Origin of the sequence: Sporosarcina sp. SAFN-015 (assembly GCF_051966875.1) — a bacterium.
Taxonomy (GTDB): domain Bacteria; phylum Bacillota; class Bacilli; order Bacillales_A; family Planococcaceae; genus Sporosarcina.
The window spans coordinates 325,698-350,558 of the sequence record NZ_JBQCKP010000003.1; the positions used below are offsets into that span (position 1 = coordinate 325,698).

General features: G+C 43.2%; 27 protein-coding genes. All 27 read right to left on the reverse strand.

From position 1 onward, the window contains the following. Positions 1-453 (reverse strand): flagellar export protein FliJ, encoded by a 453-nt coding sequence (fliJ, locus tag ACTHPA_RS07425; protein WP_440499523.1) that lies wholly within the window; start codon positions 451-453, stop codon positions 1-3. Further along, positions 450-1,781, reverse strand: a complete 1,332-nt coding sequence (gene fliI / locus ACTHPA_RS07430; RefSeq protein ID WP_440499524.1) for a flagellar protein export ATPase FliI — start codon at positions 1,779-1,781, stop codon at positions 450-452. The genes fliJ and fliI overlap by 4 nt, the downstream gene beginning before the upstream one ends. A 2-nt stretch (positions 1,782-1,783) precedes the next feature. Continuing rightward, entirely contained in the window at positions 1,784-2,563 is a 780-nt protein-coding gene (gene fliH / locus ACTHPA_RS07435) for a flagellar assembly protein FliH (RefSeq protein WP_440499525.1), read from the reverse strand. Further along, entirely contained in the window at positions 2,547-3,560 is a 1,014-nt protein-coding gene (fliG, locus tag ACTHPA_RS07440) for a flagellar motor switch protein FliG (RefSeq protein ID WP_440499526.1), read from the reverse strand. The genes fliH and fliG overlap by 17 nt, the downstream gene beginning before the upstream one ends. A 14-nt stretch (positions 3,561-3,574) precedes the next feature. Continuing rightward, a complete protein-coding gene (gene fliF / locus ACTHPA_RS07445) occupies positions 3,575-5,170 on the reverse strand; it encodes a flagellar basal-body MS-ring/collar protein FliF (RefSeq protein WP_440499527.1) in 1,596 nt (531 codons plus the stop codon). 140 nt (positions 5,171-5,310) lie between these two features. Beyond that, positions 5,311-5,574, reverse strand: coding sequence for a flagellar hook-basal body complex protein FliE (gene fliE / locus ACTHPA_RS07450; RefSeq protein WP_440499657.1), 264 nt, complete (start codon positions 5,572-5,574; stop codon positions 5,311-5,313). Between the two features lie 70 nt (positions 5,575-5,644). Further along, entirely contained in the window at positions 5,645-6,106 is a 462-nt protein-coding gene (gene flgC, locus ACTHPA_RS07455; protein ID WP_440499528.1) for a flagellar basal body rod protein FlgC, read from the reverse strand. Between the two features lie 3 nt (positions 6,107-6,109). Next, positions 6,110-6,502 carry a flagellar basal body rod protein FlgB gene (gene flgB, locus ACTHPA_RS07460; protein WP_440499529.1) on the reverse strand — a complete coding sequence of 131 codons (393 nt, stop codon included), beginning with the start codon at positions 6,500-6,502 and terminating at the stop codon, positions 6,110-6,112. A gap of 299 nt (positions 6,503-6,801) precedes the next feature. Continuing rightward, positions 6,802-7,578, reverse strand: coding sequence for a GTP-sensing pleiotropic transcriptional regulator CodY (gene codY, locus ACTHPA_RS07465; protein ID WP_440499530.1), 777 nt, complete (start codon positions 7,576-7,578; stop codon positions 6,802-6,804). Between the two features lie 81 nt (positions 7,579-7,659). Continuing rightward, on the reverse strand, positions 7,660-9,063 hold the full coding sequence (gene hslU / locus ACTHPA_RS07470; RefSeq protein WP_440499531.1) for an ATP-dependent protease ATPase subunit HslU: 1,404 nt from the start codon (positions 9,061-9,063) through the stop codon (positions 7,660-7,662). Beyond that, positions 9,060-9,605 carry an ATP-dependent protease subunit HslV gene (gene hslV / locus ACTHPA_RS07475; RefSeq protein ID WP_440499658.1) on the reverse strand — a complete coding sequence of 182 codons (546 nt, stop codon included), beginning with the start codon at positions 9,603-9,605 and terminating at the stop codon, positions 9,060-9,062. The genes hslU and hslV overlap by 4 nt, the downstream gene beginning before the upstream one ends. Positions 9,606-9,614: 9 nt before the next feature. After that, the gene (xerC, locus tag ACTHPA_RS07480; RefSeq protein ID WP_440499659.1) at positions 9,615-10,508 is read right to left on the reverse strand and encodes a tyrosine recombinase XerC; all 894 of its coding nucleotides are present in this window, start codon (positions 10,506-10,508) and stop codon (positions 9,615-9,617) included. A gap of 312 nt (positions 10,509-10,820) precedes the next feature. Then, entirely contained in the window at positions 10,821-12,140 is a 1,320-nt protein-coding gene (gene trmFO, locus ACTHPA_RS07485; protein ID WP_440499532.1) for an FADH(2)-oxidizing methylenetetrahydrofolate--tRNA-(uracil(54)-C(5))-methyltransferase TrmFO, read from the reverse strand. Between the two features lie 24 nt (positions 12,141-12,164). Next, positions 12,165-14,240, reverse strand: a complete 2,076-nt coding sequence (topA, locus tag ACTHPA_RS07490) for a type I DNA topoisomerase (RefSeq protein ID WP_440499533.1) — start codon at positions 14,238-14,240, stop codon at positions 12,165-12,167. Between the two features lie 172 nt (positions 14,241-14,412). Beyond that, positions 14,413-15,297: a DNA-processing protein DprA gene (gene dprA / locus ACTHPA_RS07495; protein ID WP_440499534.1), complete on the reverse strand. Its 885-nt coding sequence runs from the start codon at positions 15,295-15,297 to the stop codon at positions 14,413-14,415. Positions 15,298-15,368: 71 nt separating this feature from the next. Next, positions 15,369-16,271 (reverse strand): succinate--CoA ligase subunit alpha, encoded by a 903-nt coding sequence (gene sucD, locus ACTHPA_RS07500; protein WP_440499535.1) that lies wholly within the window; start codon positions 16,269-16,271, stop codon positions 15,369-15,371. A gap of 18 nt (positions 16,272-16,289) precedes the next feature. Beyond that, a complete protein-coding gene (gene sucC, locus ACTHPA_RS07505; RefSeq protein ID WP_440499536.1) occupies positions 16,290-17,450 on the reverse strand; it encodes an ADP-forming succinate--CoA ligase subunit beta in 1,161 nt (386 codons plus the stop codon). 127 nt (positions 17,451-17,577) lie between these two features. Then, positions 17,578-17,877: an EscU/YscU/HrcU family type III secretion system export apparatus switch protein gene (locus ACTHPA_RS07510; protein ID WP_440499537.1), complete on the reverse strand. Its 300-nt coding sequence runs from the start codon at positions 17,875-17,877 to the stop codon at positions 17,578-17,580. Then, complete coding sequence (locus ACTHPA_RS07515; protein ID WP_440499538.1) at positions 17,874-19,820, reverse strand: hypothetical protein; 1,947 nt, start codon at positions 19,818-19,820, stop codon at positions 17,874-17,876. The genes ACTHPA_RS07510 and ACTHPA_RS07515 overlap by 4 nt, the downstream gene beginning before the upstream one ends. 8 nt (positions 19,821-19,828) lie before the next feature. Continuing rightward, positions 19,829-20,599, reverse strand: coding sequence for a ribonuclease HII (locus tag ACTHPA_RS07520; RefSeq protein ID WP_440499539.1), 771 nt, complete (start codon positions 20,597-20,599; stop codon positions 19,829-19,831). Positions 20,600-20,680: 81 nt separating this feature from the next. After that, positions 20,681-21,556, reverse strand: a complete 876-nt coding sequence (ylqF, locus tag ACTHPA_RS07525; protein WP_440499540.1) for a ribosome biogenesis GTPase YlqF — start codon at positions 21,554-21,556, stop codon at positions 20,681-20,683. 17 nt (positions 21,557-21,573) lie between these two features. Then, a complete protein-coding gene (lepB, locus tag ACTHPA_RS07530) occupies positions 21,574-22,131 on the reverse strand; it encodes a signal peptidase I (protein ID WP_440499541.1) in 558 nt (185 codons plus the stop codon). 136 nt (positions 22,132-22,267) lie between these two features. After that, a complete protein-coding gene (gene rplS / locus ACTHPA_RS07535; RefSeq protein ID WP_239429775.1) occupies positions 22,268-22,612 on the reverse strand; it encodes a 50S ribosomal protein L19 in 345 nt (114 codons plus the stop codon). Between the two features lie 262 nt (positions 22,613-22,874). Continuing rightward, positions 22,875-23,615 carry a tRNA (guanosine(37)-N1)-methyltransferase TrmD gene (gene trmD, locus ACTHPA_RS07540; protein WP_440499660.1) on the reverse strand — a complete coding sequence of 247 codons (741 nt, stop codon included), beginning with the start codon at positions 23,613-23,615 and terminating at the stop codon, positions 22,875-22,877. Further along, positions 23,615-24,130, reverse strand: a complete 516-nt coding sequence (gene rimM, locus ACTHPA_RS07545) for a ribosome maturation factor RimM (protein WP_440499542.1) — start codon at positions 24,128-24,130, stop codon at positions 23,615-23,617. Before rimM ends, trmD begins: the two co-directional genes overlap by 1 nt. A 146-nt stretch (positions 24,131-24,276) precedes the next feature. Next, complete coding sequence (locus ACTHPA_RS07550; protein WP_252503628.1) at positions 24,277-24,510, reverse strand: KH domain-containing protein; 234 nt, start codon at positions 24,508-24,510, stop codon at positions 24,277-24,279. A 15-nt stretch (positions 24,511-24,525) separates the two neighbouring features. Then, positions 24,526-24,798: a 30S ribosomal protein S16 gene (rpsP, locus tag ACTHPA_RS07555; RefSeq protein ID WP_060209070.1), complete on the reverse strand. Its 273-nt coding sequence runs from the start codon at positions 24,796-24,798 to the stop codon at positions 24,526-24,528. Between the last annotated feature and the right edge of the window lie 63 nt (positions 24,799-24,861).

The window sequence follows — 24,861 nt, forward strand, 5'->3', positions numbered from 1 at the left end:
TTACCACCCTGTTTCTCTTCTATGGAACTTTAATGTTGATAATTCATCCAACAAGCTAGCTTCCGCCTGTTCCATTTCAGTACGATAATGTTCTTTGTCTTTTTCCTTCATCTTCTCGAACTTCTTCACTTCAATCGTCTTTTCGAGCAACTTTTCCTCGAACCAATTCATTTTGGAACGCGCTTTAATGACTGTTTGCTGCAGCACTTCGATCCTTTTATCAAGACTCTCAATAAATCGGGCATAGTTATGGATTTCGTTAATGGAAAAGCCATTTTTCATTTTCTCTTGATGATTGGCAATGACCTCTTCCTTGCGTTTCAACAGCTCATATAGTTCTGTAGCGACCGTTTCGAAGGAATCGACTGCTTTCTTAAATTCAATTTCAGTTTCTGTTTTTTCCTGTTCCCGGTATGTGAGCACTTTTTCAAATCGATATTCATAGGGCTTCATGATGTGCCACCTCCTGGAGCAAGTGATATTAACTCTTCGATTGAATCTTCCATTCTTACATTCTCTTTGTAGCTCTGCTTCAAATAGTTCGTAATATGCGGTTCATATTCGATCGCTTCATCGATTTCCCTCGAAGTGCCCCGCTTATACGCGCCGATGTTAATGAGATCTTCTGATTTGTCATATGTGTAATACAGTTCACGGAGCTTTTCGGCAGCTTTTATATGTTCTGGGCTTGCGATATGATTCATAAGACGGCTTACGCTTTTCAAAACATTAATGGCAGGGTACTGTCCTTTGTTAGCGAGAGTTCGATCCAATACGATATGGCCGTCAAGTATGCCTCGCACCGCATCAGCGATTGGTTCATTCATATCATCGCCGTCAACGAGAACTGTGTAGAATGCTGTAATTGCACCGACATCATTCGTTCCTGTTCGCTCAAGGAGCTTCGGTAAAATCGAGAAAACGGACGGTGTATATCCCCTCGTTGCGGGAGGTTCACCGACAGCAAGTCCAATTTCCCGTTGAGCCATCGCAACCCGGGTGACGGAATCCATCATAAGCATGACATTCATCCCTTTATCCCGAAAATATTCTGCGATGGCCGTAGCTGTAAATGCACCTTTAATCCTCATCAGTGCCGGCTGATCTGATGTAGCGGCGACAACAATCGTCTTGCTTAACCCTTCCGGTCCTAAATCCCGTTCAATAAATTCACGGACCTCACGACCACGTTCTCCAATCAGACCAATGACATTCAAATCAGCCGTCGTATTTCTTGCAATCATTCCGAGCAAAGTACTTTTACCGACTCCTGAACCTGCGAAAATCCCTACCCTTTGACCATTACCGACCGTCAACATCCCATCGATTGCTTTGACACCTACTGCCAGCTTTTCACTGATCGGCTTTCTTGTCATTACATTTGGAGGGTTTTGTTCTGTCCTTACTGTAGATAAACCTTTCGGAAGTGGACTCTCGTCGATAGGGTTCCCCATCGAATCAAGAACTTTTCCAATAAGATTCATCCCAACTTTCACTTCAAGCGGCTTTCCAGTACATTCAACAAGACATCCACTTGAAATATCAGTGATATTTGAATAAGGCATTAAGATGACGATTTCTTCTCTAAACCCCACGACTTCCGCCAAAATGACAGCGTCCTCTTTGCCGCTATTATTTAGATGAATATGGCACACATCTCCGACAGAGCTTTCCGGTCCTTGTGATTCAATCATGAGTCCGACTACCCGGACGACACGCCCGAATTTCGGAAAGGAATTCACTTTAGGAATGACCTCTAGCAGTTGTTTCGCTTTTTTCATCGTCAGTCACCACTTTCCAACATTTCAACGAGCTGTTCTTTAAGCTCATTCAATTGTTCATCCACACTGACAACTATCCGGCCCTGGTTCGTCTCGATAATGCAATCGTTATTATCAAAATCATCATTTACAAAGATGAGGAACGGAATATCTGGAGGGAAAATAGAAGCCAATTCGGAACGGTTTGATGAAACAAGTTCAAAATGTGAAACGGATACGTATAGTTTGATCTCTTTCATCTCTCTCGCTTCCTTCAATCCTCTTTTCACTATTGAAAGGAAAGCTTCTTCATCCTCTTCAAGCGTCTTACCGAGAATCCGTTCCGCGGTCTTCATTGCAATTTCCAAAATGATTCTTTCCTGCGATTCCAAGTATTTCTCAGCATTTTCCTTTGAATGGGCAGTGACTTCATTGGCCATTTCAATAGATTCACTCATATCGGATATTGCCTTATTTCGACCTTCTTCGTATCCGACTTGGAAACCTTCTTCATAAGCACGTTGTTGTAATTCAGTCTTTTCCTGCTCCCATGCAGCGTGCATTGCGTTAATATCCTCTTGTGCCATTTGCCGTAAATGCTCAACATCCGCCTTTTCAACTTCGATCTGCCGTCGCGCATCTTTCAGCATCCGATCGCGTTCTGCGAAAAGGATTTCTTTTGAAATCTCTTCCTCTTTTCCGTCAATTGTCGGCATATTTAAGTTTCTGATTGTGATTTCCTTTACGTTGCCTTCTTCAGAAATCGTGCGGGAAGAACGAAAAATATTAGACAATGATGTCATCCCCTCCACCACGGGCTATGATGATTTCACCTGAGTCTTCCAATCTACGGATTATGGAAACGATTCGTGCCTGCGCCTCTTCGACGTCTCTCAAACGCACTGGTCCCATGACTTCCATTTCTTCCTGGAATGATTCAGCCATCCGTTGTGACATGTTTTTAAAGAGGATTTCCCTCACTTCTTCACTGGACACTTTCATCGATAAAATGAGATCTTCATTTTCACACTCGCGCACAATTCGCTGAATGGAACGATTGTCCAATGTGACGATATCCTCGAAAACAAACATCCTTTTTCGAATTTCCTCTGCAAGCTCTGGATCTTGGATTTCAAGTGCGTCCAAAATGGTTTTTTCGGTAGCTCGATCGACACCATTCAACACTTGGACAACTGCATCGACTCCACCTGTCTCCGTGAAATCTTGGGTAACTGTTGAAGATAGCTTCCTTTCCAGGACTGCCTCAATTTCACTGATGACTTCAGGAGAAGTTGAATCCATCGTCGCTATCCTTCTGGCAATATCCGCCTGCATTTCTTGTGGTAGTGATGATAAGATCATCCCCGCCTGCTCCGCTTCCAAGTAAGATAGAATCAGAGCAATTGTCTGAGGATGCTCGTTTTGGATGAAATTAAGTATTTGACTCGGCTCTGCTCTTCTTGCAAAGTCGAACGGCCTAACTTGTAAGGAAGATGTCAAACGATTGATGATTGCCTGGGCATGCTCTTTCCCTAACGCTTTTTCCAAAACAGTCTTAGCGTAACCTATTCCACCTTGCGAAATATAATCTTGTGCAAGTGCAATGTTATGAAACTCCTCAATAATTTCTTCTTTAACAGAGGAGTCAACTTTCTTCACACCGGATATTTCAAGTGTTAGGCGCTCAATCTCCTCTTCGGTCAAATGTTTATAGACTGCTGCCGAAACTTCCGGGCCGAGCGATATGAGCAGGAGTGCAGCTTTTTGCTTTCCAGTCATTTCTTTATCTTTCTTTACCAAATTTCATCCCTCCGTCAATCCTCGGCTATCCATGTTCTTAATAACTTGGCAAATTCTTCAGGCTGATCCTTCGCCATCTTTTCAAGTTGCTTTTTGCGAAGGGAAGCTTCCGTCTCATGCTCAATATTAATGTCTTCTACATGCAATGCTTCACGTTGTTCCTCGAGTATAAGAGCTTCTTCCATTTCTCTTTCTTGTTTACGTTTACGGAAGTAGGCAACGACCAATATTGCAATGACAACGAGCAATGCTGCTCCTATCGCATATACCCACCACGGAATTACGCTAGCAGCCGATTGAGGAACTGTTGTCATTTTTCCGTTGAAAATTTGTGTTGAAATTGCTATTTTATCTTCCCAATACTCGTCCGTGACATTAACAGGCACGTAAGTTTTATCGATGGAAGTGCTAATAATCGCTTCCAATATCGTTCGAATATCCTCTTCCACACCAGGTGTCAATGAAGCGATATCATTTACGTCCGGCGGTTCCACCATCACTTGAATACCGATGTCACGAATTTTATAAGGACTTTCTACAATGTCTTTCCGGATCCGGTTCACTTCATTATTAATAGTCTCTTCCAACCGCTCGTAATCTCCATTAGCGTTGTTGCCTTCCACGTAGCTTGTTACGTTATCAGTGCCGTCCTCTGCCGCCGGTACGCCTCCTGCGGCAGCACCGTTGCCAGAAAATGATTCTGTTATCCGTTGCACGCTTATCGCTAAGCTATCAAGGTCCTCATCCACGCGGTCAACTAGATTCTCTTGTCTGTTTTCCTGTTTGAAGTCGATATCTGTTGTAACAGAGACGATGACTTTGTCTTGACCAACCATTGTTCCGAGCATCATTTGGACTTTTCTTTGCAAGTCGCGTTCTATCGTCTTCTTTAAATCCATTTGGTCGACAATATTAGTGCCAATAGATTGGCCGGGTGATTTCAAATCGAAGTATTCGGAGTACTGGTTCATAATAACGATATCGTCTGTAGATAAATTCGGTAAACTTTTTGAAACTAAATTATATAAGGCCGTTATTTGAGATTCTGTAAACTGATGTCCAGGTTCTGTCTTCAACATGATTGCCGCGCTTGCACTTTGGACAGTTTCATTTAAAAAGACACTTTGCGTCGGCAATGTAATCATTACATTAGCATCCTGCACGCCTTGAATACCTTTAATCAAATTCGCCAATTCGGTTTGCATCGAAGCAAGTTTGATCATATTGAATTCATTGTCGGTCGTTCCAAAACCAGCGTTCTGAGAGAAGAACGAATAATCGATTGTTCCCGTATTCGGGTACCCTTCCGCGGCAAGGGTGACAAGGAGATCATCAACTCGTTCTTTCGGAACGAGGATGGACGTGCCTCCCGGCGCAATTTGGCTAGGAATGCCTTGCGCATCCAGTTCTTCCTTGATCCGTCCTATTTCCGCACGCGAAACGTCACTGTATAGAGGGACAAATTCCGTCCTTGACAGAAAATACGTTAAAAATGCAGCAAAAATAATGACAGCAGCCGCGGAACCGATATATGTTGTTTTTTGTCGTTTTGTGCGAGTCGACCAGAACTGCCTCAAGTCAGTCCCAATTTTCGTCAATCTTTCTTTCATTCTGATCCCCCGGTCTGCTTACATAGTCAACGCCGTTACGAAGAACGGCGTTTGCGAGTAAAAGAGAAACGTTACGAGCACATCTTTGCCCTGCCGTTTCGAAGAACGGCGTTTGCGAGTAAAAGTGAACGCCTTCGCTTTTAAACTGGCATTCTAATAATCTCTTGGTATGCTTCGATAACCTTATTCCGCACTTCCATTGTTGCGTTTAATGCGATTGAAGCTTTTTGTGCGGTGATCATGACGTTATGCAAATCAACATTTTCACCTAAGATTAGTTTTTGGGTCATTGTATCTGACTCGATCTGTTTGACATTCACTTCTTGGATAGCATCCTTCAAAAATGTACCGAAGCTTTTTTGCGATTCAAATGGCGTTGGTTGAATACCTTGATTGATTTTCATCAAACCTGTAGGATTCCCTGCACCTTGTATGGATTGTATCGGCATCAGTCATCAATCCCCTTCCCGTTCATCATTTCCCTATTTCAAGGGCTTTCATAAGCATCGCTTTGTTAGCGTTCAGCACTGTGACATTCGCTTCATAAGACCTAGTCGCCGACATAAGGTCGATCATTTCTCGTAATGGATCCACATTCGGCATTTGGACATACCCTTCCTCATTTGCATCTGGATGGGTTGGATCAAAGACAAGCTTGAATGGAGTTTCGACATCTTCCTGAATGCGTGAGACTGTTACCCCGTAACCCGCAGCCCCTCTATCCCGGCTCCCCATCGCCGCTTGAAGCATAGATGAAAAACGCCCTTCTGCCGGCTGTAAGCTGACTGTCTTTCGACGATACGGCTGCCACTCACCATCTACCATCTTTCCACGGCTGGTTTCGATATTAGCCATATTGGATGAAATGACGTCCATTCTTAGTCGCTGAGCTGTTAGTGCCGAGGCTGAAGTATTAAGGCTATGGAAAATAGACATGAATTATCGGCCTCCTTTTATGACGTTTTGTAACGAGTTGAATTTACTGCTGAGACGGTCGACCAAAGCATTATAATAAATTTGATTTGCTGCAAGATCTGCCTGCTCCTTATCCATATCAACACCATTGCCATCTTGCCTATATCGAAAGTCGGCATATTTGGCTATACCCGGTTGAGAAGCTTTGGAAGCAAAGTCGAAATGCAGTTCATTCGTCCGATACGCATTGATTGGCTTACTTTGGGCTTCATGCATCATTTCCTTGAAACTGACATGTTTCGCCTTGTAATTTGGCGTGTCGATATTTGCTATATTTTGCGAAATAACTTTTCCCTTTGCAGAAGAAAAGTCCAAACCCTTCTCAAGTAGCGAAATCGTTGAACCATAAATGTTCATAACTATATTTCACCTCAAATGTTTACTAGATTCTATTAGGTAGATAATCATTTCTATAAAACTTTCAATGAAAACACATATCTTATTGTATCGGATTTTGGCGAACTTTGTCCATCATATTAATTAAAATAGAATTAGTTCAAAACAACCCTTTTATCCACGCTAAATCGTTGCCTTTATAGTTCTTAGGACTAATTTCTCATCGTAGCAATTTAGTATTATTCACCAGTAGACCGATTACTCATTCCTTCCCATAAAAATAACACTTCGGCTGACTAACAACCGAAGTGTTTAGAATATTAATTCTTTTGGTTTTCAAGTTCTTCAAGGAATTTGCTGTTCAATACTTTAATGTATGTGCCTTTCATACCAAGTGAACGCGATTCAATTACACCAGCACTTTCTAGCCTACGCAAAGCATTGACGATAACGGAACGTGTAATCCCTACACGGTCTGCAATTTTCGAAGCGACAAGAAGGCCTTCATTGCCATCAAGCTCTTTAAAGATATGTTCAATCGCTTCATGTTCACTGTAGGACAATGAGTTGATAGCCATTTGTACTACAGCCTTGCTACGCGCTTCCACTTCAATTTCCTCAGCCTTTTCACGAAGAATTTCCATGCCGACAACTGTTGCACCGTACTCTGCAAGGATTAGGTCATCTTCAGTGAATTTTTCTTTAAGTCGTGCAAGGATAAGTGTACCAAGACGCTCACCGCCTCCGATGATCGGAACAACAGTCGTTAAACCGTCTTTGAACAGTTCACGTTCCTCTTCAGGAAATACTGAGTAGTCGCTGTATACGTCAATGTTTGAAGATGTTTCACTCACTTCGAAAAGTTTTTGTGTATACTCTTCAGGGAATTTTCGTTCTTGGAACATTTGTTTCATACGCTCATTGTCGATTTGATGATGGATCTCAAGGCCGAGCAACTTCCCTTTTCTGCTGACGATGAAAGCATTACATTCAATAACTAAGCTGAGTTTTTCAGCCATTTCTTTGAAGTTAACCGGTTTTCCTGCTGTTTCTTGTAACATTGCATTAATTTTTCTTGTTTTCGCTAATAAAGACATAAATATTTCCTCCTAAAGTTCCTTTTGTATTTAAGAATATTCTAAAGCTTTTCAATCGTTAAATAAACTAAAACGCCCTCATTATAATATAAAATGTGACAAATCTTTATTTTTAACGATATTTTTCAACTTTTCATCGACATAAGCAACTGTTATTTTAATCGATGACGGTCCAATCTCTGCAGCTTCATACGATAATTCTTCAAGCAATTTCTCCAGTATCGTATGCAATCTTCTTGCGCCGATGTTTTCGGTATTATCGTTCACATCGAATGCAATTTCAGCAACTCTTTCAATTGCATCATCCGAGAATTCAATTTCGACATTTTCCGTCGCCAACAATTTTTCATATTGCTTAATCAACGAAAAATCAGGCTCCTTTAAAATCCGGACGAAATCCTCTTTCGAGAGCTTCTCAAGCTCCACCCTGATTGGAAAGCGTCCTTGAAGTTCAGGAATGATATCTGACGGCTTCGACATGTGAAAAGCGCCTGCCGCAATGAATAGGATGAAATCAGTTTTCACAGGACCATACTTCGTTGTAACCGTTGAACCTTCAACGATTGGTAGTATATCCCTTTGAACCCCTTCCCTCGAAACGTCTGCAGATGAACCGCCGCCATTGCTACGACTCGCAATTTTATCCATCTCATCGATAAAGATGATGCCGGATTGCTCAGTCAATTCAACTGATTTTCTTGCGATTTCATCATGATCGATCAGCTTATCCGCTTCTTCGGCTTGAAGGACCTTTCTAGCATCTTTCACCTTCATTTTGCGTTTCGTCATCTTTTTCGGCATGAGCGAAGATAAAGCATCCTGCATACTTGCACCCATTTGTTCCATTCCCGAACCTTGCAGTGCATCAAACATCGATGGTTGTTGAGAAGAAACTTCCACCGTGATTGATTCTTCTTCCAGTTCACCTGCTGCTAAACGACGGGCAATTTCCGACCTTTTTCTACTGAGATCATTCGCTTCTTCAGGGTTTTTATCATCCTCTTCAGTCTTTTGCCCAAAAAGCATTTCAAAAGGATTTTGCATATTGGCTTTGCGCTTTTTCTCAGGAACGAGCAATTCGACAAGCCGCTCTTCTGCAAGCTTCTCTGCTTGGCCCTTGACGGATTCGCGCATTTCGTCTCGGACGATTCGGACTGCTGCTTCTGTCAAATCCCTAACCATCGATTCGACATCTCGGCCAACATATCCGACTTCGGTGAACTTAGTCGCTTCGACTTTTACGAAAGGAGCGTTGACTAGTCTTGCAATCCTTCTTGCTATTTCAGTCTTCCCTACACCTGTCGGTCCAATCATCAGAATGTTTTTAGGGATGATCTCTCTCTTTTCATCATCTGTCAAAAGGCTTCTTCTATACCTGTTCCGGATTGCAACGGAAACTGCCCGTTTTGCAGCATCCTGCCCTACAATATATCGATCCAAGTAAGCAGTAAGTTCGCGAGGGGTCAATTCCTGTTTTTTATTCATTCGAGTACCTCCACAATAATCCGGTCATTTGTGTAGACACATATTTCAGCTGCAGTTTCAAGCGCCGCCTTGGCAATCTGCTCGGCGGTAAGTGTGTCGCCGCTATATTTTTTCAGCGCGCGTCCTGCCGCCAATGCATAGTTGCCACCAGATCCGATCGCAAGAACGCCGTCATCCGGTTCGATTACTTCACCCGTTCCCGATACGAGCAGAAGCCGATCTTTGTCAGCAACAAGCAACATTGCCTCCAACTTTCTTAAAATACGGTCGCCCCGCCATTCTTTAGCTAACTCTACAGCGGCGCGTTCCAAATTCCCATTGAATTCACCGAGCTTGCCTTCGAAAAGTTCGAAAAGTGTAAAGGCATCGGCAACCGATCCCGCAAATCCAGCAATAATTTTCCCGCCAAATAGTCTTCTCACTTTTTTTGCAGTATGTTTCATGACGACGGATTCTCCCATCGTCACTTGTCCATCACCCGACATCGCACAGACACCTTTGTGCCGTATGGCGAAAATCGTTGTAGAATGAAATTCCATCAGTTCATCCTCCTAAGCTCGCGGATGTGTTTTCATATACGTTTTCCGTAAATGCTCTTTAGTGACATGTGTATACACCTGTGTCGATGATAAATGACTATGACCAAGCAATTCTTGCACTGTTCTAATGTCTGCTCCATTCGACAACAGATGTGTTGCAAAGGAATGGCGGATCATATGCGGATAAATCTTTCCATTGATAGCCGCTTCTTCCATCATTGCACTTAGCACATGACGGACACCCCTGTCCGTTATAGGATCGCCACGTAAATTGACAAACAGTGATTGATGACTTTTCTTCTTCATTAATACAGGACGACATTTTTCCATATAGGATTCAAGTGCATCCTGTGCGAAGCTTCCGAATGGGACGTAGCGCTCTTTCCTGCCTTTTCCCATTACCTTGACGATACCGAGAGAGTTATCGATATCACCCAATTCAATGGATGTCAGCTCACTTACCCGGATTCCAGTGGCGTACAGCAGTTCAAGAAGAGCGCTATTTCGCAATGATTTCAGATCATCTCCATTGCATGCTTCAAAGAGCGACGCCAATTCCTTTTCATAAAAAAAAGCCGGAAGCCGCTCTTCCTTCTTTGGATGATGCAATAATCGGAATGCATTATCATTTATCCCGAATCGAGCATTGCCAAACTTATAAAATGACCGAATCGATGAAATCTTTCTTGAGATTGTCTTCCTAGCTAAACCTTTATCGTACAGCGTTGTTATATACAATCTTGCTTCAGGATACTCGACATCATTCAGATCAGCAATTCCTTCTTGGGATAAAAAAGTGAAAAACTCTTGAATATCATTGCTGTATTCAGAAACCGTCCAAGATGAATAGTTCTTTTCCAGTCGTATGTAAGATATGTATTCGTCAAGAACAGTCTCTGGACCAATTCGTCGCAAGTGCTTCACCCCCATATGAATCACTCTGTCAATTATAGCAAAATTGGAACATGTTTGAATAGTGGTTATTTTTTCTTTTTTTGAACCCACTTGATACTGCCATTAATCGAATAGGAGGACTAATTCAGAAATTCAAAAGTCATCCACGATTCACTATAACGTAAAATATATTGCGACGGCAACTTAATCGTCTTGGGATGTCAGACATCTGCTATTTTTTAGACACAGTTTGTTCAATTTTTATATGTATCACATTAAAAAGCCGCACATGCGGAATAGTATCCGACATGTGCAGTCTTTAGTTTACATGTGCAATGAAGGTTGAAACTGCTCAAGTGCCTTGAATGCACGTTCAGCATGTTTCTCTGCGCGTTCGACTTTTGACTTGATATGCTCGCCTAAATCAGGGAATAATCCAAAATTGATATTCATTGGTTGGAAGTTCGTTGAATCGGCCTCCGTTATATATCTGGCCATACTCCCTAACGCAGTCTCTATCGGGAATTGGAGCGGCTCTTTACCCAACGCCAAGTTTGCGGCATTGATTCCGGCAATCAAACCGGAGCCTGCCGATTCGACATATCCTTCCACGCCCGTCATCTGGCCAGCAAAGAAAATTTTGCTGTTCTTTCTTAGTTGATAAGTAGAATTTAGAACGCGAGGGGAATTAATGAATGTATTCCGGTGCATAACACCATACCTGACGATTTCAACGTTTTCCAACCCAGGAATAAGTTGAAGCACCTCTTTTTGCGCTCCCCACTTCATATGCGTCTGGAACCCAACGATGTTATACAAAGTTCCCGCAGCATCGTCTTGACGCAATTGAACGACAGCTTTCGGTCGTTTTCCCGTTTTCGGGTCTTCCAGACCGACCGGTTTCATCGGTCCGAATAAAAGTGTTTTCTCTCCCCGTCGAGCCATTACTTCGACAGGCATACAAGCTTCGAAATACACTTCTTTCTCAAATTCCTTTAAAGGGGCGACTTCTGCATTAAGCAGCGCTTCATGGAATCGCTTGAATTCCTCTTCGTTCATTGGACAGTTCAAATAGGCGGCTTCACCTTTATCGTATCGTGACTTTAAATATACTTTATCCATATCGATAGACTCTTTTTCGACAATTGGAGCGGCAGCGTCATAGAAATAGAGATATTCCTCTCCCGTTAATTCCCGAATGCGCTCAGCCAATGCAGGTGAAGTTAAAGGACCTGTTGCAATGACTGTGATGCCTTCCATCATTTCATCCAATACCGTCACTTCTTCATTGATGACTTCAATTAACGGATGGTTTTTAATTTTTTCTGTCACATTCCCTGCAAACTCATGACGATCGACCGCAAGTGCTCCCCCAGCAGGAACCGCACATGCATCTGCTGCGTTGATGATGAGGGAATTGAGCTTGCGCATCTCTTCTTTGATAATTCCTACCGCATTCGTCAAATTGTTCGCTCTCAATGAATTACTGCAGACTAGTTCCGCAAATTTATCTGTATGATGGGCTGGCGTCTGCTTTACTGGTCTCATTTCATATAAACGGACTCGAACTCCCCGGGAGGCGATTTGCCAAGCCGCCTCACTCCCGGCCAGTCCTGCTCCGATGACATTTACGATTAGTGTCATTCAGCCATCCTCTTTTCAATCTTCTTATTCTTGCGCATCCTCTTTGTAGTCACATTCCGTACATTGGATTTGCACACCTTTTTTCAGTCTTTTTTCAACTAATGTACTTTGACATTTCGGACAAGGCCTTGCTATCGGTTTATCCCATGAGACATATTCACACTCAGGATACCTGTCGCATCCGTAAAAAATCCTTTTTGTCTTGCTCTTCCTCTCTACGACCTGCCCTTCTTTACAAGAAGGACAAGTAACTCCGATCGGCTTGATGATCGCTTTTGTATTTCTGCAGTCAGGGAAGTTTGAGCAAGCCATAAATTTTCCATACCGGCCCATTTTGAATACCATTGGTGATCCACATTTTTCACAATCTTCACCCGCAGGCTCGTCCTTGATTTCGATTTTTTCCATTTCCTCGTCAGCAACTTTGACATGCTTCTCGAATTCTTTATAAAATTCATCGATGACTTGCTTCCATTCAACCTCACCATCTTCAACTCCGTCGAGGTTCTTCTCCATTTCGGCTGTGAACTCGATATCTATGATATCTGGGAAGTATTGATTCACCGCTTGATGGACGATTTCCCCGAGCTCTGTCGGAACGAACCGTTTAGCGTCTAACGTGACATACCCTCGTTTCTGGATCGTGTCGAGTGTAGGAGCATAAGTTGACGGCCGTCCTATTCCAAGCTCCTCCAATGTTTTAACAAGTCGAGCTTCTGAATATCTTGGCGGCGGTTGAGTGAAATGCTGTTTCGGATCGATTTCGCTTCCTTTCACATGCTCCCCTTTATCGAGCGGCGGAAGAATGCGATCCTTCTCCTCTTCCTGATCGTCTTCTCCTTCGATATAGACTTTCATAAAACCAGGGAATTTCACTTCAGAACCTGTTGCCCTGAATTTGACATCGCCATTCATAAGATCCGCAGTGACCGTGTCAAGCACAGCAGGAGCCATCTGACTTGCAACAAAGCGTTCCCATATCAATTTATAGAGTCTATGCTGGTCCCGAGATAAAAACGCTTTCATCGCTTCAGGGGGCCTCATGACCGATGTTGGTCTTACTGCTTCATGCGCATCTTGCGTATTCGCCGATTCCTTCGTCTTCGCTTTCGATGTAGCAACGAACTCCTTGCCGTACATCGTTTCGATGAAGGAAACAGCTTCTCCTTTGGCACCTTCTGAAATACGTGTGGAATCCGTTCTCATATAAGTGATAAGACCGACGATGCCTTCTTTCCCGGTGTTTATCCCTTCATATAGCTGTTGGGCAAGCATCATCGTTTTCCGCGCTCTGAAATTCAATTTTCGAGCCGCTTCTTGTTGCAATGAAGATGTCGTGAATGGTGGGGCAGGATTTCTTTTCCTCTCCTTTTTGACGACATTGACGATTTCAAATTCATCGCCTGACATTTTGGATAGGATTTCGTCAACCTGCTGTTTATTTTCAAGCTTTATTTTCTTCGATGCATCCCCGTAAAATGATGCGTCAAATGTTTTCCCGTCTTTGGTGAATCGGCCAGAAATGCTCCAATACTCTTCAGGAACGAAAGCTTTGATCTCATTCTCCCGATCGATGATCAGTCGGAGCGCGACTGATTGTACACGCCCGGCAGACAATCCTTTCTTCACTTTCTTCCAAAGAATCGGACTAATATTATAGCCTACGAGTCTATCCAGTATCCTTCTTGCCTGTTGAGCATCTACCCGGTTCATATCGATCGGCCTCGGGTGTTTGAAAGATTCCTTAATAGCATCCTTTGTGATTTCATTGAAAACGACACGGCAATCCGAATCGATATCGATGCCTAATTGGTGCGCCAAATGCCAAGCAATCGCTTCCCCTTCTCTGTCGGGGTCAGCCGCGAGAAAGATTTTCTTCGCTTTTTTGGCATCTTTTTTCAATTCTTGGAGTATCGGTCCTTTTCCTCGTATCGTAATGTATTTCGGTTCATAATTATTTTCGGTATCTACACCCATCTGACTTCGCGGCAAATCCCGCAAGTGCCCGATGGAAGCACGCACCTTATACTTTTTTCCTAAATAACGCTCAATTGTTTTCGCCTTGGCTGGCGATTCTACAATTACTAAGTAATCTGCCATTTATCATGTTCCTCCTCATAGAGGTTCCCTTTTTACAATTCCGCAGGGCTGTCTATTTGTTCTTGCCCAATCCCCTTACCAGTGTATCCGGATGTAAAAGAATATCTGTTGCAAAATGTATAACAGATTTGATTTAAAATCAACCTTTTCAATAAAAGGCATGTTTTCCCCGTTAGAGAATAGAGTGGTTTTCAAGCGCCTGAAAGCCGTTCCAAATAGGTTTCGCACCTTGTTCGATCAATTTATTCGGCCCAAGCGATAGTGACGATGTAATCGGACCAGGAACTGCATAAACGGTCTTTCCGTGCTCGAGGGCATGATCCACAGTGCTCATCGTACCACTCTTTTCTTCAGATTCCGTAATGATGATCGATTCGGACAAGCCGCTGATAATTCGATTCCTCATTGGAAATGTCCATCTGGCAGGTCTCATATAAGGAGGATATTCCGTCAGCAATAAGTGTTGTTCAGCTAGTTTTTCTGCAAGCTTTTTGTTTTCATACGGATACAAATGGAATAGGCCATGGCCGAGGACTGCAATCGTTTTTCCGCCAAAATGGATTGTGGACTCGTGAGCCATCGTATCTGCCCCTTTCGCAAGACCAGAAACGATTACGGCTCCTTGATCGACTAACGGCGGAACGATGAATGAAAGCGCATTCTTTGTATAGTCGGTCGCTTTTCGAGAACCGATGATCGCGACTTTACAAGTTGTGTCCAATATCGTTGGATCGCCTTTCACATAGAGGACGGCAGGAGGGTCTACAAGCCATTTCAATGCCTTCGGATAGGCAGGGTTCGTAATTGGAATAGGGATGATTTTCTCATGATGATAAAGAAGAGTAAAAGGGGTTTGTTCGTGCCTTTTCAGCTGTTCATTCAGACGGACTGCTTTCTGTTTGGGGATATGTAGCAGCCTTGCCAATTCATCTGCATGATAATTGAATAGGTTATGAAGCTCGGGGTCCACCTTCAAAATTTCTGCATCTTTATTAAACGGTACTGGATAAACATAATGCAAAGCCAACAACCTTCGGTCTACATCAGACAGTTTCACATGATTTCTCCTCCAATTCGTGAATATGTAAAAGAACAGCATGCAGTTTTACCTGCATGCCGTACAGTTGATCAATGAGTTTTACATTTTTCGTAAAGTCCTTTATCTTTAAGGACTTTGATAAGCGTTTCGCCGATTACAGAAGGTGTGTCGGCTACTTCGATGCCTGCAGCATTCATTGCTTTGATTTTTTCAGCTGCTGTACCTTTACCTCCGGAAATGATTGCGCCAGCATGGCCCATGCGTTTTCCTGGAGGTGCAGTTTGACCGCCGATGAAGCCGACAACAGGTTTGTTCATGTTAGCTTTCACCCATTCAGCCGCTTCTTCTTCAGCTGTACCGCCGATTTCGCCGATCATGACAACCGCATAAGTTTCAGGATCTTCGTTGAATTCTTTTAGTACGTCAATGAAGTTTGTTCCGTTTACAGGGTCTCCACCGATACCAACAGCAGTCGTTTGACCGATGCCCGCTTGTGAAAGTTGGTGAACAGCCTCGTAAGTCAATGTTCCTGAACGCGATACAACGCCTACATGGCCTTTTGTATGGATATATCCAGGCATGATACCGATTTTACACTCATCAGATGTAATGACACCTGGGCAGTTCGGTCCAACAAGGCGTGTTTTTTTGCCTTCCATGTAACGCTTCACTTTAATCATGTCTATGACCGGAATATGTTCTGTAATACAGATTGTCATATCCAAGTCAGCATCAACCGCCTCCATGATTGCATCTGCTGCAAATGGAGCTGGAACGTAAATGACTGATACATTTGCACCTGTAGCTTTTACAGCCTCTTCAACTGTGTTGAAAACCGGAACTCCTTCAACTTCTGTTCCGCCTTTGCCCAGTGTAACGCCGCCGACGATTTTCGTACCATACTCAAGCATTTGCTTCGTATGGAAAAGCGCTGTTGAGCCTGTAATACCTTGAACAATCACTTTAGTGTCTTTATTAATATAAATTGCCATCGTTTGTCCCTGCCTTTCTTAGCCTACGAGTTCAACAATCTTTTGTGCACCGTCTGCCATTGTGTCAGCAGCGATGATATTTAACCCTGATTCGTTCAATAGTGCTTTACCTTTGTCAACATTCGTACCTTCCAAACGGACAACTAGCGGCACTTCAAGGCCTACTTCTTTCGCAGCAGCAATTACACCTTCCGCGATTACATCACACTTCATGATACCACCGAAAATATTGACGAAAATTCCTTTGACGGCATCGTCAGAGAGGATGATTTTGAATGCTTCTGTAACTTTTTCAGCAGTAGCGCCGCCCCCAACGTCAAGGAAGTTGGCCGGCGAGCCGCCGTAGTAATTGATTGTATCCATCGTAGCCATAGCAAGACCTGCACCGTTTACCATGCAGCCGATGTTGCCATCAAGAGATATGTAGCTAAGGTCGTATTTGGAAGCTTCGATTTCTTTTGGATCTTCTTCATCGAAATCGCGTAATTCCACGATATCTTTATGACGATATAGTGCGTTATCATCAAAGTTGAATTTTGCATCCAACGCTAAGACATTGTCATCACCTGTGACAACTAGTGGATTGATTTCTACGATTGATGCGTCTTTTTCAACAAACACTTGGTAGAGTCCTAACATGAATTTTGCAGCTTTATTCACAAGATGTGTAGGGATGTTCATGTTGAATGCCATCCGGCGCGCTTGGAAGCCTGTTAAGCCGACGACAGGATCGATAACTTCTTTGAAGATTTTTTCAGGTGTCTTTTCAGCGACTTCCTCGATATCCATTCCGCCTTCTTCAGATCCCATTAAAGTAACGCGATCTGTAGCGCGGTCAACGACTAGACCTAAATAATATTCTTTTTTGATATCAGATCCTTCTTCGACGAGAAGTCGTTTTACTTCTTTTCCTTCAGGGCCTGTTTGATGGGTCACAAGGGTTTTGCCAAGAAGCTCTTTTGCATACTCGCGTACCTCGTCAAGATTTTTAGCGATTTTAACACCACCGGCTTTACCACGTCCACCTGCATGGATTTGCGCTTTGACGACGATAACGTCCGTACCGAGTTCTTTTGCCGCTTTTACAGCTTCATCGGGTGAGAATGCTACCCGACCGTTTGAAACAGCAACGCCATAATCTCTGAGCAGCTGCTTTCCTTGATATTCATGGATATTCATCTTACATCCTCCATTCGAACTTGTAGCTCATAATTTACTGCCGTATCCATTGTAGTAAAGATGTAAAATAATGTCCACAATTGTTGTAGGCATATAAGCATTTTTTGATATTATTTGATACTTTTCGTCATTCTGCCCTATTATTCTTTCGAGATTCATGCTCCCTATCTACTTGATAGATGTATGCAAACACTTCTGCTACAGCCTGATACAATTGCTCTGGAATTGTTTCATTCACCTCAAGCTGCCCTAGCAATTCGATCAGTGTCGGATCCTCTTGTATTGGAACGTCATGCTCTTGCGCCTTGTTCAAAATGTTTTCCGCAATTTTTCCTTTTCCTTTTGCCACAACTTTCGGTGCATCGCCAGCATTCGGATTATAGGACAACGCAACTGCTTCTTTACGAGTGTGTTTTTGTTCTGTCATATTCGGAAGTCAACTCCACCTTGATCTGAAATCATTTCATTCCGCCTTTTTGACTCTCTTTTGCCTTCTTCCTCAAACTTTTTAAAGGTGACTCCAGACAGCCGATAGTCAATCGATTCGAGTCCCATACGTAATTTTTCATGTAAAAGATGACCGGTCTCCCTTAATTGTGGCGTTTCATTGAAAACCGTTAAAGTGACGACACGATTTTGAACTTGCATATCCACGACTGTCTTATGAATCGATTCCAATTCCAAATAAAATAGTATTCTTGCAAAATCCGAATCGATTTTACCATCGTCCTTTTTCCTTCCATTCCATTGGAGCGTTGCGTCAATCCGTTTACCGAGGAACTCGAGGGGCAGCTGCATAATAATTTGCTGGTTCACACCTGTATCGCCAGAATGTAAGAGCGTACCATTCATTCTCGTAATTACCATCTCTGCAGCTTCACGAGATATAGGAGAAACCATGCTGTCATGCAACAGAGCGACCAATTGAGGTTTGAGCGTTTCCATTATCCTGCTAACGTCTGCATTTCGATGAAGCAACTCCGCTTCATAATTAAGTCCGAGTGATTTGAAAACGGTTTGCATCGATTCTTTTATCACTTTGCCGTCAATCACAAGCTCTACAGCTGCTTGAGCAGTCCGAATCAATTCCTTTGTTACAGGCAAAGACGATTGCTCCATTGCCCGAAAAAGCTCTTGAAGCTTGACATCAACGTTTTCAGAGTTCAATAGTTTCGCAAAACCGGTTGTCATCTCAGTCTGAAACGGCATAGCTTGGTTTTGTTCTAATATCATGCTGACCATCATCCTACTGATCTGCTCACCGACTAGGGAGCTTCTAATTCCGACAGAAGGATTGCTTTCCAATTCTTCTATAAGAGCTGTCAGCTGAAGCCTAATGGGCTGTTGCAGGACAGAATCGTTTTTGAGTAAATTTTTCAGTTGGCTTAACTCGACTTCTACTCCTGCAGAGGTACCGGAAGAGTCTGCTCGTAAGATAGATTTCCAAGCTTCCAATAATGAGGAAGCCGTTATTTGAGTCGGGTTCGACGAGCTGATGGCGCGCGACTCCATGGTCTGACTTCCTGATTCCATCTTCGGCACCGTTGCAGTACTTTCAATCAAATCTGAATGGAGTATCGACTGCAAATTGGCAAGCGTTGCATTCGGAGGCATAACCCCTGCGCTCTTCAGTATCTGCAAAACTTGGAATCGTTCTTCTCGAGGAGCAGCTTCGTTTAACATTTGCAGCATCGCAGTACTCAACAACGCTCTTTCCATGGCAGAAGCTATCAGCTTGCCTCCAGCTCCTAACGTTGAAAGGATTGTTTCCTTCAACTGCGTTTGTATGCCTGTATCTTCGGCTAATGCATTCCTTAATGCATTCAAGCTCTGGTGGAGTCCCTCTTTAATCTCTACTCCTAGTAGTGACTGTAAATTGACTTCGGTAAGTGGTAATTTCAAATCGACTAATTTCTGAATGGAGTTGAGCGCGTCATTATAAATAGATGGTTGAACTGTTTTCAACAGCTGAACCGCTTCCAGCAAGACTTCTTTGGAAATGGGAAGTTTTTGATTCAAAAAATGATTTAATACGTTTTGCATCTCCGGAGATTTTGGGAGTTGCATTGAATCCATTAAGTTTGACAATTGCCTCGCTTGTCCTTCAGTTGCTTGTAAAGGTCCTGAAATTACTTTGATTTGTAGTTCAGGAGTGACTGATTTCACTTGAAAATAATAAGCGTCGCCCGCTTTCATGGGCACTTCAAGTCTTGCCATCAATTTTTGTCCACCGATTTGCACTTCAGCCATCTGGCCAGGATAAAGCTGTTTAATTTGCCCATGAAACATTTGGCCTTCCCGAATCGTCAAAGGCTGTTGTGATACAGATATGGACTGACTGCTAAAACGGGGAATCGATGGATAATTCATATTGGAGCTCACCTTCCTTCTAAAATCGATTTTACAGGTTCAAACGTCTTTCTATGGTGTTTACACGGTCCATGCAGGTGCAGCGCCTCCACATGCTCTCCAGTGCCGTATCCAACGTTTTTCTTAAAATTGTATATCGGAAATTCTTCATGAAGTTCGTCCATCAATTGATCTCTCGTTGTCTTTGCAAGAATGGAAGCGGCCGCTATGGCAAGACTTTGAGCGTCCCCTTTAATGATCGAAACTGTCTTGCAGCTAAGCTGTAGTTTCATGGCGTCCGCCAAGACGATATCCGGTTGAATGTGTAGATTCGTTACAGCTATTTCCATTGATTCTCGAGTAGCTGCATAGATGTTTATTTGATCGATTCTTTCTGCTGATTGAATATGTATTGAATAACTGATCGCGATGTCTTTAATAATAGAAGCTAATCGATTTCTTTCTTGGGCAGATATTTTTTTAGAATCATTAAGGCCAAGCAGTTGCGGAGCTTCATTTGGCAATATGACAGTAGCACAAACGACTGGTCCTGCAAGTGGCCCTCTGCCGGCCTCGTCGACACCTGCGACAAGTGTGTCTTCGGCTGTTTTAAATGCAGCATCGAAATCGATTTTTTCTTGCAGCATTTCTTCCAACTGTTGTTTTTTCGCATAATTGCGATACCATTTTTTCAATTCGGTTTTGACGCCTGCGCGGTAGTCGTCTTCCAATTCTTTCATCCATGGCTCTGGGTTCGTGGTTTGATTCAGTATGTCGGAAATTTCTTTAATCGTTTTCATTTTCTTCACCTTCTATTTATATATCGGACAAAAATCCGGATTGTGACTCCCTCAATAAGAAAAGGTCGATAAGTCACGGGTTTATTCCGTGACGTCATCGACCTGTACTAAATCAGACGTAAAATCGAAAGTCAGTTTGCCAAGCAACTCATTGCGGATATCTTGGATAATCAACTCAGCCACTTTGTCGTAATCGATTTCGCCGCCTTGTGTATATGCTTTTCGGGACTCGCCGATCACATCGAATACTTTTTGGATATCCTCGCCTACAGTCGGGATCCCGTAACGTTGCTCGAGTCGGTCGGGGTAATGCTCCTCCAAAAAGCGAAGCCCATATACCGCCAAGCTTTCCATATTAACGATCGTATCCTTGATTGCGCCTGTAAGGGCAAGCTTATAACCGACAGCCTGGTCTTCAAATTTCGGCCAAAGAATTCCGGGAGTGTCGAGCAATTCAAGTTCCTTTTCGAATTTGATCCATTGCTGTGCTTTTGTGACGCCTGGCTTGTTTCCTGTCTTCGCTATATTTTTCTTTGCCAAGCGGTTGATCAAAGTCGACTTCCCGACATTAGGGATTCCGACAATCATGGCGCGAATTGCTCCTGGTCGTATGCCTCTCTTTTTCAGACGCTCGATTTTCGGAGCAAGTATTTCCTTCGCCGCCTTCGTCACTGTTTGCAATCCTTTACCTTCGAAGGAATTGATGGCAACAGCACGGATTCCTTTCGAATCGAAGTGTTTGATCCAACGTTCCGTTTCCTTCTCGTCTGCAAGGTCCATTTTATTTAAAATGAGCAATCGCGGTTTTTGCTGGATGACTTCATCGATCATCGGGTTTCTAGAAGAGAGAGGCAATCGAGCATCAATCAATTCGAATACGATGTCGACAAGCTTCAATTGCTCCGTCACTTCACGTCTTGCTTTGGCCATATGGCCTGGAAACCATTGAATGGTCATTGATTTCATCCTTTCTTTCAGTCCACCATGCCGAAGTCATTGATCGGCCAGAATATAAATTTTGTGCTTCCTATAATTTCATCAATCGGTACTGCTCCTATGTGTCTGGAATCTTTACTTTTCCGGCGGTTATCACCCATTACGAAGACATGGCCTTCGGGAACTGTCTGCATACCGATTTTCTCTTCCAGTGTGAAATCTTCGGTTAGAGTGCCTTCTGTTACTTCGGCTTTATATTGATCAAGGTATGGTTCGTCATAAGGTTGATCGTTAATGTAGAGAACATCATCTTTATATTCCACTTTATCCCCTGGAAGGCCGATGACCCTTTTAATGTAATCCTTCTTTTCAGGTGCATGAAATACGACGATGTCAAAACGGTCGGGTTTGCCGAGTGTGTAGCCGATTTTGTTGACGATCATTTTGTCGCCGTGTTCAAGCGTCGGCATCATTGAAATACCATCCACAACTATCGGTGTGAATAGGAAGATCCGGATGATTGCCGCCAATCCAAACGCAATTAATAGCGCTTTTATCCATTCCCAAGTTTCATTTTTTTTCTTCTCATCATTCATCACAAAGCCTCCTGCCAAGTCACTACCTTCATTGTACATTCTATTTAGTATGGAGGCAAAAAGAAAGGAGACCATTTTTTTGGTCTCCTTCTGTTGAATAGGAAACAGCGGAGATGTAATCCCCGCTGTTTGAATTTTATCGAATTTCTTTGATACGTGCAGCTTTTCCGCGAAGGCTGCGAAGGTAGTACAATTTCGCACGACGTACTTTACCGCGACGAGTAACTTCAAGTTTAGCGATTTTCGGTGTGTGTACAGGGAATGTACGTTCAACACCTACACCGTTGGAGATTTTACGGACAGTAAATGTTTCACTGATCCCGCCACCACGACGCTTGATAACGACACCTTCGAACAATTGGATACGCTCGCGCGTGCCCTCAACGATTTTCACGTGCAAGCGGACAGTGTCCCCAGGACGGAAATCAGGATGGTCTGTACGAAGTTGGTCTTTTGTTACTTCTGCAATAATGTTTTGCATGTTTTTCTCTCCTTATCCACAGATGCTCTTGCACTTTTTGCCTTTGCAGCGGAACACCAGTCAGTATGTACTCCCCATAGAAGTACATAGTAGATATTATCATAAAGGGCTAACTGATGCAAGCCCAAAAAGTTGATTTTCGCTACAGGCGGTCGCTTTCCGGGGGGCGGGCGGTGAGCCTCCTCACTTCGTTGCGGGGTCTCACCTGTCCCGCTTATCCCCCAAGAGTCGCCGCCTTTCGCTTCAATCAACGAAACGCCTATCAATCAGTCTCTTTTTCAATTAACTGTTTCAATACCTTTTGTTGATGGTCTGTTAATGGGGCATCTACCAACAGGTCTCTTCTGCGTTCGAATGTGCGTCTTAGAGATTGTTCTTGGCGCCATTTTTCGATTTCGGCATGGTTTCCTGAAAGCAATATATCAGGCACTTTCATTCCTCTGAAATCAGCTGGTCTTGTATATTGGGGGTGTTCGAGGAGCCCTGTCGAGAATGAATCATGGACAGGGGAATCCGTGTTTCCTAATACATTGGGCAATAGTCTAACGACACTGTCGATGATTGCCATGGATGCGATCTCCCCGCCTGTCAGCACGAAGTCTCCGAGCGATATTTCATCTGTGACAAGATGCTCGCGTATACGCTCGTCATAGCCTTCATAATGGCCACAAAGGAAGACTAGATGTTCTTCCTTGGAAAGCTCCTCGGCCTTTTGCTGATTGAATCTAGCGCCTTGAGGGCACATAAGGATGACACGCGGCTTCTTTGATTCTTCAAGGGCGAGTGATTCGACTGCAGCGAAGAGCGGCTCGGGTTTCAAAACCATCCCTGCACCGCCTCCATATGGGTAGTCATCCACTTTATGGTGCTTGTTGCCGGAGAAATCTCTGAAATCGGTAACTTTAAAGGAAACAGCTTCGTTTTCTTGTGCCTTTTTCATAATGGAAGAATGCAGGACGCCTTCGAACATTTCAGGAAACAGCGAAAGGACATCTATTTTCATCATGAAAGAAGTCCTTCCATCGGCTCAATGATAATTTGTTTCTTTTCAATATCAACTTCTTTGACAACATCTTCGATATATGGAATATAATGTGGTTTCCCATTTTTAGGAGTTACAGTCCACACATCATTGGCCCCAGTTTCGATTATTTCGGTCACTTCGCCTAGCTCTTCACCAGCATCCGTATAAACAATGCAACCGATGATTTCATGATAATAGAATTCGTTCTCACCAAGATCGCCCAGCTGCTTTTCAGATACTTTCAATAAGCCGTCTCTGTACTTTTCAACATCGTTGATATTGTAATGCCCTTCAAATGTGAGAAGATCGAAGTTCTTATGGCGGCGATGACTTGCTACAATCAACTTAATCGGCTTTTTTTCATTCGGCATGAACAAAGAGAGTTCATTTCCAACCGAATATCTTTCATCCGGGAAATCGGTGCGTGAGATGACGCGTACTTCACCTTGTATTCCATGTGTGTTGACAATTTTTCCAACGTTGAACCATTGCATACAATACACCTTCCTTTTCAATCGGGACTTGGATGCATTTCATAAGTAGACAAAAAAGGAAGGAACATGAGCTCCCTCCTTTTTTGTGATAGTTTCTTTTGCAAACATTAAGTCTGCTCTCGGAAACCAGTTGTTCATGACGAATGTCAATCAACAATATCAAGGTAAACTTTCTTACCGTGGCGACTTCCCGCTGCTGAATAAACAATAGTTCGTATCGCTTTTGCGACACGCCCCTGCTTTCCGATCACTTTCCCCATATCCTCGGGGTTTACGGAAAGTTTGTAAGTGACACGATGATGTTGCTCATCTTTGTCGACCTGAACATCTCCGGGATGATCGACCAAAGGTTTGACAATCGTTTCAATCAGCTGCTTCATGTCCACCCCTCCTGATTATTTACCGTATTTAGCGTTGTGGAATTTCTCCATGATGCCTTGTTCTGAGAACAGATTACGAACTGTATCAGAAGGCTTAGCACCGTTTTGAAGCCATTTAAGAGCCAATTCTTCGTCGATTTTCACTTCAGCAGGTTTTGTAAGTGGGTTGTACGTACCTACTGTTTCGATTTGACGACCATCACGTGGTGAACGTGAATCTGCTACAACAATACGATAGAAAGGAGTTTTCTTTGCTCCCATACGTTTAAGACGAATTTTTACTGACATTTTTTCTTGCACCTCCGAATAGTTTCACACAAGATAGTATATTATCAAGGTTTTTCATGTTTG